General features: G+C 52.4%; 13 protein-coding genes. 1 reads left to right on the top strand and 12 read right to left on the bottom strand.

Annotation, left to right across the window (positions count from 1 at the left end; genetic code table 11):
• Nucleotides 1-233: 233 nt before the first annotated feature.
• Nucleotides 234-1,682: an AMP nucleosidase gene (locus AC3ISQ_RS08600; protein ID WP_489352321.1), complete on the top strand. Its 1,449-nt coding sequence runs from the start codon at nucleotides 234-236 to the stop codon at nucleotides 1,680-1,682.
• A gap of 33 nt (nucleotides 1,683-1,715) precedes the next feature.
• Here the strand turns inward: AC3ISQ_RS08600 and alkB are convergent, their stop codons facing one another.
• The 12 genes from alkB to citC all read right to left on the bottom strand — a co-directional run bounded on the left by alkB (nucleotide 1,716) and on the right by citC (nucleotide 12,032).
• Nucleotides 1,716-2,363, bottom strand: a complete 648-nt coding sequence (gene alkB, locus AC3ISQ_RS08595; protein WP_489352319.1) for a DNA oxidative demethylase AlkB — start codon at nucleotides 2,361-2,363, stop codon at nucleotides 1,716-1,718.
• Between the two features lie 148 nt (nucleotides 2,364-2,511).
• Nucleotides 2,512-3,207, bottom strand: a complete 696-nt coding sequence (locus tag AC3ISQ_RS08590; RefSeq protein ID WP_489352317.1) for a 4'-phosphopantetheinyl transferase family protein — start codon at nucleotides 3,205-3,207, stop codon at nucleotides 2,512-2,514.
• A gap of 17 nt (nucleotides 3,208-3,224) precedes the next feature.
• Complete coding sequence (locus tag AC3ISQ_RS08585; RefSeq protein WP_489352315.1) at nucleotides 3,225-3,596, bottom strand: HepT-like ribonuclease domain-containing protein; 372 nt, start codon at nucleotides 3,594-3,596, stop codon at nucleotides 3,225-3,227.
• Nucleotides 3,593-3,883, bottom strand: coding sequence for a nucleotidyltransferase family protein (locus AC3ISQ_RS08580; protein WP_489352314.1), 291 nt, complete (start codon nucleotides 3,881-3,883; stop codon nucleotides 3,593-3,595). Before AC3ISQ_RS08580 ends, AC3ISQ_RS08585 begins: the two co-directional genes overlap by 4 nt.
• A 79-nt stretch (nucleotides 3,884-3,962) precedes the next feature.
• Nucleotides 3,963-5,198, bottom strand: coding sequence for a bifunctional glucose-1-phosphatase/inositol phosphatase (gene agp, locus AC3ISQ_RS08575; protein WP_489352312.1), 1,236 nt, complete (start codon nucleotides 5,196-5,198; stop codon nucleotides 3,963-3,965).
• Nucleotides 5,199-5,315: 117 nt separating this feature from the next.
• Nucleotides 5,316-6,779, bottom strand: coding sequence for an anion permease (locus AC3ISQ_RS08570; protein ID WP_489352310.1), 1,464 nt, complete (start codon nucleotides 6,777-6,779; stop codon nucleotides 5,316-5,318).
• 26 nt (nucleotides 6,780-6,805) lie between these two features.
• Nucleotides 6,806-7,699 carry a triphosphoribosyl-dephospho-CoA synthase CitG gene (gene citG / locus AC3ISQ_RS08565; RefSeq protein WP_489352308.1) on the bottom strand — a complete coding sequence of 298 codons (894 nt, stop codon included), beginning with the start codon at nucleotides 7,697-7,699 and terminating at the stop codon, nucleotides 6,806-6,808.
• On the bottom strand, nucleotides 7,689-8,243 hold the full coding sequence (gene citX, locus AC3ISQ_RS08560; protein WP_489352306.1) for a citrate lyase holo-[acyl-carrier protein] synthase: 555 nt from the start codon (nucleotides 8,241-8,243) through the stop codon (nucleotides 7,689-7,691). The genes citG and citX overlap by 11 nt, the downstream gene beginning before the upstream one ends.
• A gap of 4 nt (nucleotides 8,244-8,247) precedes the next feature.
• Entirely contained in the window at nucleotides 8,248-9,753 is a 1,506-nt protein-coding gene (citF, locus tag AC3ISQ_RS08555; protein WP_489353196.1) for a citrate lyase subunit alpha, read from the bottom strand.
• Nucleotides 9,753-10,670, bottom strand: a complete 918-nt coding sequence (gene citE, locus AC3ISQ_RS08550; protein WP_489352304.1) for a citrate (pro-3S)-lyase subunit beta — start codon at nucleotides 10,668-10,670, stop codon at nucleotides 9,753-9,755. The genes citF and citE overlap by 1 nt, the downstream gene beginning before the upstream one ends.
• Complete coding sequence (gene citD / locus AC3ISQ_RS08545; protein ID WP_489353194.1) at nucleotides 10,654-10,962, bottom strand: citrate lyase acyl carrier protein; 309 nt, start codon at nucleotides 10,960-10,962, stop codon at nucleotides 10,654-10,656. Before citD ends, citE begins: the two co-directional genes overlap by 17 nt.
• A complete protein-coding gene (gene citC, locus AC3ISQ_RS08540) occupies nucleotides 10,962-12,032 on the bottom strand; it encodes a [citrate (pro-3S)-lyase] ligase (RefSeq protein ID WP_489352302.1) in 1,071 nt (356 codons plus the stop codon). The genes citD and citC overlap by 1 nt, the downstream gene beginning before the upstream one ends.
• Nucleotides 12,033-12,293: the final 261 nt, after the last annotated feature.

Below are 12,293 nucleotides of genomic sequence, written 5' to 3'. Positions count from 1 at the left end.
CTCCGCACAGGGCTTGATGCTGCCATGAATGCATTAGACGTTATGCTCGGTACGCCTCCCGGCACCCATCGCGCATCATGTTAACCACAACAGAAGCCATATTTAAAGAAGCCGGTTTAAGGAAACTTAAACCGGCTTTTTGCTATCTACCAATTAGATCTCTAATTTCACTAGGCTTTTTCCCCTATCTTCGTCTAGCCTGTTACTAACAGCCACAAGGATAAGGAGCAGCTATGAATACCCGCCTTACTGCCGAACAGGCACTGGATCAACTCGAAGCCTTATACGACAGCTCGGTATTGGCGCTGCGCGAAGCCATTGAGAAGTTTATCAAGCAAGGCACATTGCCCGATGCGGCAGCGCGCCATAACGGATTGTTTGTCTACCCGCAGTTGCGCGTCACTTGGGACGGCAACCTGCCCGGTAAACCACGTACTCGCGCTTATGGTCGCTTTACCCATCCTGGTAGTTACTCCACCACCATCACCCGCCCGCAATTGTTCCGCCGTTATTTGGCCGATCAACTGGCGATGCTGGTCGGTGAATATGGTGCCATTATCGAAGTGGTACCGTCGCAGCAGGAGATCCCCTATCCTTACGTGATTGATGGTTCTAGTCTGGTGTTGGATCGCACCATGAGCGCCGGATTGACGCTGCATTTCCCAACTACCGAGCTGGCACTAATTGGTGATGAAACTGCCGATGGTTTGTTCCACTCCTCCACAGACACCTTCCCGCTATCGCATTTTGACGCCCTACGTGCCGATTTCTCCTTGGCAAGATTGCGCCACTATACCGGCACACCGGTGGAGCATTTCCAGCCCTTCGTGTTGTTCACTAACTACACTCGTTATGTCGATGAGTTTGTGCGTTGGGCCTGTGAGCAAATCGCCGATCCGGCCAGCCCTTATGAAGCGTTATCCTGCGCGGGCGGCACTTATATCACCGCCGAAACGCCACATCCGGAAAGAGAGGTTTCCGATCTCACTTGGAAAAACAACCAGATGCCTGCCTACCATCTGGTTTCGCGCACCGGTCAGGGCATCACGCTGATTAATATTGGTGTCGGGCCATCCAACGCGAAAACCATCTGTGACCACCTTGCCGTATTGCGACCTCATGCTTGGTTGATGATTGGGCACTGCGGTGGTTTGCGTGAGAGCCAGTCGATTGGCGATTACGTGCTGGCACACGCTTATCTGCGCGACGATCACGTGTTGGATTCAGTGCTGCCGCCGGATATTCCGATCCCAAGCATCGCCGAGGTTCAACGCGCCCTGTATGACGCCACTAAAATGGTCAGCGGGATGCCCGGTGAAGAGGTCAAACAGCGCTTGCGTACCGGTACAGTTGTCACCACCGACGATCGCAACTGGGAGTTACGCTATTCCGCTTCGGCACTGCGTTTTAACCTCAGTCGTGCCGTCGCGGTTGATATGGAGAGCGCCACCATCGCCGCGCAAGGGTATCGTTTCCGCGTGCCTTATGGCACTTTGCTGTGCGTTTCCGACAAGCCACTACACGGTGAAATCAAACTGCCTGGGCAAGCCAACCGTTTCTACGAAGGAGCGATTTCCGAACACTTACAGATCGGTATTTGCGCCATTGACTTGTTAAGAGCAGAAGGCGATCGCATGCATTCGCGTAAACTGCGTACCTTTAACGAACCTCCATTCCGTTAAATTGCAACTCCCTAGCCAGCCTTGGTTGGGGAGTCAAAGCGCCTTGCGCAGCGTGATATTGATGCGCTGTGATCCCACCAACGAATGATAACCTTCTTTTACTGGCAAAATACCGTGATAACACAGCCGTGATGGGCCGCCCCATACCACCACATCACCATGCACTAACGGAATGCGTTGCGCTCGATCGCTACGTTGCATACCGCCAAACTGAAATACCGCCGGTAATCCCAACGACACGGAAATAATCGGCGCATTGAAATCACGTTCGTCCTTATCCTGATGTAACGACAACTTGCTGCCCGGGTCGTAACGGTTGATCAAGCAAGAATCTGGCACAAAGTGACCGAACCCCGCCTGTAGCGCGGCTTCATCTGCCAGAGCCATTAAAATATCCGGGATTGGCGGCCAGTTTTTTCCACTGCGCAAATCCCGGGTGGAATAGCGATAACCCCGACTGTCGCTGGTCCAGCCATTGCCGCACCAACTCATCGCCACCGACATCGTAAAACCGCCCGGCGTGACCAAGTGCTTCCACGGCACCTGCGCCACAATGCTCTGCACCGCCGCCAACAAAGGTTCACCGTGATCGCGGACAAAACCATGCAACACCACGGCACCGGGCACGATCTCTTCACGCCAAGGTTCAGGTAGCGCATCTTCAAACAGATCGATCGTCATAACCAATACCTGTATACATAACCAGTGTTTATTATAAGTGTCAGCAGTGACTTGTCTAGCAGACTGTGGAAAGTTGTTGATCAGCGATATTGTTATTAGTGGCAAGAGGTAGCAGACATATATTACAGCGTAAACATATCTAGCTGATTCAGAAATAAATTATCGTTGTTACGTCGTCACTTCCGTATAAATAGTGCCCCGTAAAACGACGACCAGCAGGACATTGTGACGTTAAAGAAGTGAGCAGTTCCAACTCGAAGGTTTGCGAATGCGAGTCTAACGCCACTAACTGCGCATCTAGGAAATCAAAATAGCGTTGCACCTGTGGGAACAGTGCTTTAAACAGACTTTCTTTGGCGGAAAATACTAACGTCAGCAACTGGTTAAAGGGTTGCTCTTGCTGATGCAACCACTGATATTCCGCTTCACTCACCATTGCCGTCCACAAATCCGCTGCGCGCTTTTCCGACATCAGAGTTTCGACATCCAGCCCGACGCCGCCAAACCCCGTTTCCTGCTGCACGGCACAAAGCGCGGTATTGGCGTTATGGCTTAATGCTCCAGCAATATCTTGCGGCCACAGGGGTTCGCGGCTATTCCCCGTCAACAGCATGAAATCACCCCGCCCGTATCGCGCCAATACCTGCTGCGCCAGATAACGCCCCGCCAAATATTCCGCCCGCCGCTTGGTCACCGCCGGAGTCAAACTCGCGGGAAAAACGATGCCACTAGTCTGGAAAAACTCATCGCGATAATGCGTAGGCGAAAAACGGCAACGCGCAATTTGCCCAGTGAAATCACCAAGGGTGAGCCATTCGAGATCGTAGAGGAAAGGTGAAAGCACGGTTTGCCTGTGACAGATTAAAATAAAAGGAAACTATTCATTGATGTTTGCACGTAGAACCCGCAATTGCTCCAACAACTCCGGTAACGCAGTTTGCACGTTGCCCAAACAACCTCTAGGTTAATATCGAAATATCCATGAGCAATACGATTACGCATTCCGCGCATGCTACGCCACGGTATTTCAGAATGTTGTTGCGTGAAATCCGCATAACCATCCATGAGTTTTGTTGTCGCTTCACCAATGATAATCAGGCTCATGATAACCGCTTGTTGAGTACGCTTATCCTCCTGAAAATCCTCAAGACATAAGCCATCAGTAAAATCACACGCATCTTGCGCAGCTTGCGTCATATGTTCGAGATAAGCAAGGAGTCGATTTTCAATCATATTGGTTGTGCCTCGGCCAACACTTGCGCACGGAACTTCGCGGGTAAATCAGCCGGTGTCAACACATCAACCTGAACACCCAACAGAATTTCGAGCTCTACCTGTAATCCGCCAAGATCGAACAAGGTTGCGCCCGGCAATGCATCCACCAATAAATCCAGATCGCTACCATCCCGATCGGTTCCATGCAGCACAGAACCAAAAATACGTGGATTAACCGTAGGAAAACGCCCCACCGTTTCACGTACAATATTTCGCTTGTTAGCCAGAATGATTGATGGTCGCATGAGCATGTCCTCATATTTAGGTTCATTAACCCACCGCTGGTTTTAAGTCCAACAGTGGGTACGTCACTATAAACCAAGTTTACCGCAATATCCCTTTCATCGTTTTTTCAAAATCACTCCAAGCGCAGAAACCCTCTTTATCGATTGGGCAACCTTTCAGCGCCAGCGTTACACGCTGTGGAGGATGTTTTAACGTCAATGGATCGGCATTACGCAGTTGTTCGGTCGATTGATAGACATATTCAATCTTCAGCAACTCGCGGTTGTCTTTTTTATCTAACCAGCGCTGGAACACCAATTTGCCGCCGATTGGCGTTTTTTCGTATTGATGCGGCAAAGAGTAGGATTTGAACTCCATCGCCGATAGCAGCGAAGCGATGTTGGAATCGTGTCCAACCAACACGGTCAGTTTTGGTGAATCGGGTTTACGTTCACCCAACAACGCCGAGTTGATGTAAGTCAGTAGCGGTTTCGCCACATTCTGCGCCACCACTGGCGAGGTGAACAATGAATCCTGATAGCCGTCTTTCAACTGTGCCAACTGTTTCCATTGCTGCGGCGTGCTGATTTTGCCCCAGGCCACCTCTTTCATCGGGAAACCTTCGTAATACTGCAACATAAAGGCGTCCACCAACGAGTTGCCGACACGCAGTGGCCCTGCAACACCCGGCTCTTTGCCCGGCACCGCGCTCATCTTGCTGGCTTCTTTGGTTAGATCGCACTTGTTTTCGGTTTTACAGACGCTGGAATCTTTATAGTCGATGATCTTCGCCAACTGTTGATAGGCTTTATCCAGCTTCAACGAGGCCAGCTCGGTGTTCATCGCCCCGAGAGCCTGTTGATTAAAGGCTTCACTGTTGTCAGTGATAATCGGGTTGAAGGTCGGGTCCATGGTGCCCATCTGTTCTTGGTGATGGACGGTAATATCACAACCGGGGAATGCGCCGCTGGCAAAGAACTGCGCGGTAGCGACCGTGCGTTGCAAGCTGTTGGCATAGACATAAACGCTGTCTTTAGTCGGACAACCTTCTGCTGGCAACAAACCGGTTTGTTTCAGCCAAGCGTTGAAATAGTGCCCCATATACACTTCCAACACCCCGCCTTTGGTGGTCAGCAAACCACCGGGGGTATCCCACTGCGGCCACGCTTTCGGCGTGGATTGCGCCAGCACACTACCGTTATTCGCCAGCGGTGCACGTAGGTTGTGGCGGCTCATCACCAACACTTGTTCCAACTGATAGCCGGATGTGGTTTCGGCGTAAGCCGCGCTAGTCATCAACAGAGGTAAACAAAGTAATAGGGTTTTCTTTTTCATTAGCGAAGGCTCCTTTTATATAAGCCCGGCTATCATGGAGAGGTTATGCAGTAAATATTGTGATGAATATCACGGGGATAGTTGCAGCAGCTCCGATCAGAGCTGCTGCGATTTAAATCAGAGCCACAAACGCATAATCGGCCAGCCGATCAGCAGCAACGCAGAGATATAAACCATGCCGAGGATACCGCCAAGGCGCCAGTAATCTTTCGATTTCACATAGCCGCAGCCGTAAATAATCACACCGGGGCCGGTCGCGTAAGGTGTCAGCACACCCATGATCCCGATCGACAGCACCAACAGCATGGAGAGTTGATCCATCGGTACACCCGGCAAGCCTTTACCCACCGCCAGAATGACCGGCAGCATGGTGGCAGTGTGCGCCGACAGGCTAGCAAACAGGTAATGAGCGAAGTAGAACACCAACACCAGCACGATGACCGTCATGTCCGGTGTAAAACCGTCCAGATGGGTGCTCATGGTGGTCGCGAACCAATCAATGAAGCCGGAGCGGGTTAAGCCGCTCGCCATCACTACCAGCGTCGCCAAATTGACCAATGTGTTCCAAGCGCTAGAGTATTTGGTGATGTCTTTCCACGAAACCACGTGCAGCGCCAACATCAGAGAAACGGCCAGCAAGCACACCGCCGTCGCATCGACGATTTTACCGCCAAACACCCACAGACACAGGCTCAGCAGGACCAAACCAATCAGGGTGTACTCTTTACGGCTCAGTTTCCCCATTTCCCCCAGCGCAGTATTCGCCCAGCTAGCAACTTCGTTACTGTGGGTAATACCCGGTTTATACAGGTAATAGGAGATCAACGGTGCCACTATCAACAACAACAAACCGACTGGCAGGAATGCCAAGAACCACTGCATCCAACTGATATGAATACCGGCTATTTTGCCAACAAATTCGATGCCCAGCACGTTAGGTGCCGCACCGGTCACGAACATAGAGGAACTGATACTGGTACCGACCACCATCATCCACATCAAATAACCACCGATACGGCGCGATGACGGATCGTTAGGGAAAGAATCGAACAACGGTGGCAGGTTTTTTACTACTGGGAATACGGTACCACCGGTACGCGCGGTGTTAGACGGGGTGAACGGTGCCAACAAAATATCGATGATCACCACGGCATAGCCCAGCGTTAAGGTACGTTTCCCCATAAACTTCACGAGGAACAGTGCAATACGACGCCCCAGCCCGGTCGCTTCATAACCCAAAGCGAAGATGAAGGCACCAAACACCAACCAAACGGTGGTACTGGAGAAACCTGCCAGCCCCCATTTCAGTGCTTCTTTACCGGCCTTAAAGGTCGGCTCGGCCATTTCTTGTGTGCCAAACAGCACCCAAGGTGCGGCTAACACGCTGATAGTCACAGCAATAAAGCTGATCGCCGTCGCCGGGATTGGCTCTAGGATCATACCGACAATCATCGCCACGAAAATAGCGAAATAGTGCCAGGCTTGCGGCGGCATGCCGTCTGGCACCGGTATTAACAGCAGGATCGCGAGTACCGCTAACGGCGCTATCGCTTTCCAAATCTTTTCTTGCGTTTGGGACATGGATGAATCTCCTGGAGGCTTGGTTATTATTCTTCTGCACTTGGCTCCGGCAGTTGTGCCAACAGCCAAGTGATTATCAATAGGTCGGCGCTACCGCCGGGGCTGAGGTGTCTTTCGATACATTCGCAGTCAAACTGTTGCAGTTCGGTAATCCCTTGCGGGGCTCCGGCTCCGCCCTGTGCCAACAGTTGCTGTGCTCGTTGTTGCAACCATTGCAAACCGGCAATGCCACCGCGTGAGGCGACGTTGGTGTCGCCGTTATGCGACATCAGCCACAACAGGCTGTCCATCAGCGCGACTTGCTCACCGGCATGCAGGCGTTGGCGATAGAACGGTAAAGCGCCGTCGAGTACCAGCCGGAAGCCGGACTCGGCCTCGGCACGCGCACCACCCAAACCGTGCTCGGCAAACAAACGTTGCCCAGCGGTTTGCCCGTAATTGTTACACCGTAACTCTTGCTCAACTAAGCCAGTACACATGGCAGCAACCGTGTCACATAAGGTTTTTGGTGTGATTTTTTGCTGCTGTTGATGCAAACGCCCAAAGGCGCAGCACAGTAGACCGAGCGAAAACACGCTGCCTTTATGGGTATTGATGCCGTCAGTGGCGCGGAACATATGGTTTTCGCACGCCATACCGAGCGGACGCAGGCGCACCAATTGCCCACTCAACGGCAATGCCGCATCGCTCATGCCCTGCTGGATAAAGCGCGGCAGCCAGATGCCAATCGCTCGCGCACTACGATAAAAATGCCCGATGTGCATATCGTGATGGGCACCGTTGTTGTGGCGATCGACCAGTCCCGGCTTCGGCGTTAGATTGACCTCGACGAGCAACGCCCGATAAGCGGCGCGAGCAAAAGCATTGACCACCGGTTGTGAGGCGTAAGTCGGAGCGTTAACCCGTTGGTTATGCATCATTCAGCATCTTCTCCATCGCTTGCAGCAGTTGTTCACTACTGTGAGTGCGTTGGCGAGCGCAGATCTTGGCTGACTGATGGCACAACAAGCAGCGACGTTCCGGCAGGCCGATATCACGCCGAGACAAAATCTCGCCCTGCGTATTCAGCACGTCGATATCCCACAGGCGGCCGACCGGTCGTTGCACTTCCAACTGCATCGCACAATCTTTCGCCGTTTGCGCATCCACCGGCAGCGCCAAATAACCTTCACAGCCGGTGGGCAACGCCAACGCTTCTGATCCTACGCTTTGCCAACCTTGCTGGTGACACATCTGCTGCAGCGCCTGCCAGCCAAGATTGAAAATGCGCCTTGTCAGCACGCTGTCTTTCACCGCTCCGGGAACCACCAGCGTCAGCACCACCAATGTGCTGTGATGGCGAGCCAACCACGCCTGCTGCCTTTCTTGCCGGCATTCACGGCTGGTAAGCAGTTCCGGCAGACTCACGGCGCGGTTGGCAGCCAATTCAGGGGTAACGGCGAATGAAGAGTTAACAGCGTGCATAGGGTTACTCCGCGACCTGATGAACCACATCGATCACCGAGCCATCGCGGTAACGCACCACGGCGACCACGTTGTCGGTAAAGGCGATCGGTTGCGGTTCACCGGTCAGCAACAATGCACGCTCACGCAGCGACTGAATGCTCACCACATCCAACCCCGCATCACGCAGGCGTTGCGCCAGCTCAGGTCGTGCCGGATTGACGGCAATACCATGATCAGTAACCAAAATATCGATACTCGAACCCGGCGTGACGCAAGTGGTAACCTCTTCCACCAGCGTTGGGATACGACCACGCACCAGTGGCGCGACGATAATCGCCAGCCGAGCAGCGGCGGCAGTGTCGCAGTGTCCGCCCGATGCGCCACGGATCACGCCGTCAGAACCGGTCAGCACGTTGACGTTAAAGCCAGTGTCGATTTCTAGGGCGCTCAATACCACCACGTCCAACCGGTCAACTGACGCCCCTTTCGAACTGAAATTAGCGTACTGGTTAGCACTGATTTCGATATGGTTCGGGTTACGTGCCAGTGAACTAGCAGCGGCGCGGTCAAAGCTTTGTACATCGAGCAACTTGCCGATTAGCCCTTTCTCGTGCAGATCCACCATGGTGGAAGTGATACCGCCAAGCGCAAAGCTGGCCTTGATATCGCGCGCACGCATTTTGTCTTCCAAGAAGCGCGTGACCGCCAGCGAAGCACCGCCAGTACCGGTTTGTAGCGAGAAGCCATCGGTGAAATAACCTGAACCCACAATCACGTCAGCAGCGCGACGAGCGATTAACAACTCACGCGGATTAGAAGTCATTCGGGTGGCATCAGCGCCGATCTTGTCGGCATCACCCACGCGATCCAATTCAACGATCAAATCCACCCGATCTTGAGCCAAACTGGCCGGACTATGTGGATAAGGCACAATCGCTTCGGTCAGCAGCACCACTTTATCGGCATATTCCGCATCGACGCGGGCGTAACCCAATGAGCCGCAGCAGGCTTCACCGCTGTAACCGTTGGCATTACCGAACTCATCGCAAGACGGTACGCCAAGGAAAGCAACATCGATTTTCAATTCGCCGGACTCGATCAGATTGACGCGTCCACCGTGAGAGTGAATTTGCACCGGTTTTTGCAACAAACCACGCGAGATGGCATCGGCCAGTGGACCGCGTAGGCCAGAAGTGTAAATATGACTCACCACGCCGTGACGGATATGGCCGACTAGCGGCGCATGGCAATCGCTGAGTGAGCTAGAGGCCAGCGTTAAATTGCGGAACCCCATCGCTGCCAGCGTTTCCATCACGTAGTTGAGCGTCAGATCGCCACCACGAAAAGCGTGGTGGAAAGAGATAGTCATGCCATCTTGCAAACCAGTACGGCGGATCGCTTCCTGTAATGAGTCACAACGTTTGTTGCTACGTGGCTTACGTGACTGCAAATTGGCTTTGGAAATATCCTGATAGCAGCGTAAATCGGCATGATCGTTTAAGGTCATCAGACGTTGTTGGCGTTTCATCATGCTTCCTCACTCTGTTTTACTTCTTCACGCACACCGGACAGCGCCGCACGTTGCAGCACCAGTCGCGCACGTTCAATCACCGGGCTATCGACCATTTTGCCGTTCAGCGATACCACACCACGCCCTTCTTGCTCCGCAGCTTCGGCAGCTTCGACCACCCGCTGCGCATGAGCGACTTCTTTGGCGGTTGGCGCGTACAGGTTATGCAGCAGTTCAATCTGACGTGGGTTAATCAAAGACTTACCGTCGAAGCCCAATTGTTTGATCAGCGCCGCTTCTTGCAAGAAACCGGCTTCGTTATTGGCATCGGAATAAACGGTATCGAACGCCTGAATCCCCGCCGCTCGCGCCGCCTGTAGCAGTGAGCAACGGGCGAATAACAGCTCGATTCCTTCTGGCGAACGTTCGGTACGCAGGTTGCGTACGTAATCTTCAGCACCAAGAGCAATACCGATTAAGCGTGGCGAGGAATGCGCGATAGCTACCGCGTTGGTGATCCCAGCTGCAGATTCGATCGCCGCTAACAGACCGGTGCTACCGACCGGACGACCACAATCTCGTTCGATAGCGGTGATTTCACGCTCCATATCCAGCACGTCTTGCGCACTGTCGGTTTTCGGCAAACGAACGATGTCAGCACCGCCGCGTACTACCGCCTGCAAATCCGCCAAACCATAGGCAGAATCCAACGCATTGACGCGCACGATGGTTTCCACTTCTTGATACAGCGGGTGCTGCAAGGCGTGATAGACCAAACGACGCGCGGCATCTTTCTCACGCAGGATCACCGAGTCTTCCAGATCAAACATCAAAGCATCGGCTTGATAGATAAAGGCATTGCTCACCATGGCCGCATTAGCGCCGGGAACAAACAACATGCTGCGACGCATCCGGTGCTTATTCAGCGTTTTCATCGTGCGCCTCCCAAGGCAGTTGCCCACTTTCGCTGGCACGGATCAAGGCGGCTTCCAAACGGGCGCGTAGTACGCAATCCAGTGCACCTTTGTCGTCGACGATCACTTGAACGGGTTCGACTTGGTAACGCTGTAAAACCTGCAACAAGGTGTGGCGGATAGCCGCGCCGAACTGTTTTTCTACACTGCTGGCGATCAGCAGATCATGTTCCGGGCCTTCTGCGGGCGCGATGCGCACCATGACATCACTGGATTCCAGCGTGCCGGCCATTGCTTCTCGGACTATTTTCATCATTCACCTGATTGTGCGGACTCTAATTCGGGTTGCACCGGCTTTGCCCGGCGCTGTGCCTGCTGGTCTTGCAGGTAATAAAGGGTGTCTTGGGGCACCAACGGCGCTGCCGCGTGGAAATCCCCAGCAGCAAGTAATTTGCGCACCCAAGAGGCGGAGATTGCCGTGCCTTGATATTGCAGGCGCTCAATCTCCACTAATTCGATTGGCGGGCTGGGTAACTCTGGCGTTTCCAACCAGTAGCGCATGTCGCGGTTGTATTTTGCGGTCACTTCGCAAAACGGCTCGTTACCGACGAAACGATGAGTAACGCCCAGTGCAGGAGCCAAATATTGACGGAAGATTTTGAGATCGATCTCGGTGTAGCAATCGTCGGCGACGCCTTGATCTTTAATGAAATAACAAGGGAAGGTGGCGCGAGAGATAACGTACTGCGAACCTTCGTGAACCGTGAGATTGGCAATATCTTGCGTCCCTGCCAGTACCAGTTTGCGACGATCTTCATACGGGAAGCGTGAGGTATTTTCCTTTACCAAAAACAAGTGCAACCAATCACACTGCGCCGCCGCCTGACGCACCAAATATTGGTGGCCGCGAGTAAACGGGTTGGCGTTCATGACGATACTGCCAATTTTCTGCCCTGGTTGGCGCTGGGTCGCTAACTGCTCCGCGTAACGCTTTAAGCGGCACGGGCTGTTTTCCATCAGCACCACAATGCCAGGCACGTTGGTGATCGGGTAAAAACCGCATTGGCGGAATAACTGCTCGTTTTGCACTTTGGTGTAAATAAACAGTTGAGTATGGTTGCGCTCGTAAGCCAGATTGACCAATTCGGTCGCCAGCTTCAGCGCCAGCCCTTCCCCACGCATTTGTGGGCTAATGGCGACACACTTAATAATATTGTCAGCGATGCCGCCGCAGGCGACCAATTGATCGTTCTGAGTGACGGTAATAAATATCTCCACTGTGGTGTCGATATTCAGATCGTTGCTGCGCAAGAAATTTCTAATTTCTGAAATATTCTTATGTTCTGATCTTTTTACGCGATTAAATACGGTATCGCCCAACATGACACGCTCTCTGAATAACTATTAAGTAACAAATTATGTTCATTCACTCATTTATACAAACATCAAATCAACAAAATAAAACCTTTTTAAACCATAAAGTTGAAATAACAACTACTGCTAAATGAGTATTTAGTGCAGGTATGTTAAACAGAAAAAAATCACCAATTATTGACCTAATTCACAATCACCTTGAGTTAATAAATTATTTAATGGTTTTTATTTGCTTAATTATCTTTATCAGTTTTATTATTGTCGGATGGT

It is taken from the genome of Serratia sp. KH_031, from assembly GCF_057839655.1.
Note: the sequence above shows the minus strand (reverse complement) of the source record. Positions and strands in the feature narration are given on the sequence as shown.

Bases quoted from the DNA above. Each gene is read 5' to 3' on its own strand.
- AC3ISQ_RS08600 (WP_489352321.1), top strand. From the start codon at position 234: ATGAATACCCGCCTTACTGCCGAACAGGCACTGGATCAACTCGAAGCC.
- alkB (WP_489352319.1), bottom strand. From the start codon at position 2,363: ATGACGATCGATCTGTTTGAAGATGCGCTACCTGAACCTTGGCGTGAA.
- AC3ISQ_RS08585 (WP_489352315.1), bottom strand. From the start codon at position 3,596: ATGATTGAAAATCGACTCCTTGCTTATCTCGAACATATGACGCAAGCT.
- AC3ISQ_RS08580 (WP_489352314.1), bottom strand. From the start codon at position 3,883: ATGCGACCATCAATCATTCTGGCTAACAAGCGAAATATTGTACGTGAA.
- agp (WP_489352312.1), bottom strand. From the start codon at position 5,198: ATGAAAAAGAAAACCCTATTACTTTGTTTACCTCTGTTGATGACTAGC.
- AC3ISQ_RS08570 (WP_489352310.1), bottom strand. From the start codon at position 6,779: ATGTCCCAAACGCAAGAAAAGATTTGGAAAGCGATAGCGCCGTTAGCG.
- citG (WP_489352308.1), bottom strand. From the start codon at position 7,699: ATGATGCATAACCAACGGGTTAACGCTCCGACTTACGCCTCACAACCG.
- citX (WP_489352306.1), bottom strand. From the start codon at position 8,243: ATGCACGCTGTTAACTCTTCATTCGCCGTTACCCCTGAATTGGCTGCC.
- citF (WP_489353196.1), bottom strand. From the start codon at position 9,753: ATGAAACGCCAACAACGTCTGATGACCTTAAACGATCATGCCGATTTA.
- citE (WP_489352304.1), bottom strand. From the start codon at position 10,670: ATGAAAACGCTGAATAAGCACCGGATGCGTCGCAGCATGTTGTTTGTT.
- citD (WP_489353194.1), bottom strand. From the start codon at position 10,962: ATGAAAATAGTCCGAGAAGCAATGGCCGGCACGCTGGAATCCAGTGAT.
- citC (WP_489352302.1), bottom strand. From the start codon at position 12,032: ATGTTGGGCGATACCGTATTTAATCGCGTAAAAAGATCAGAACATAAG.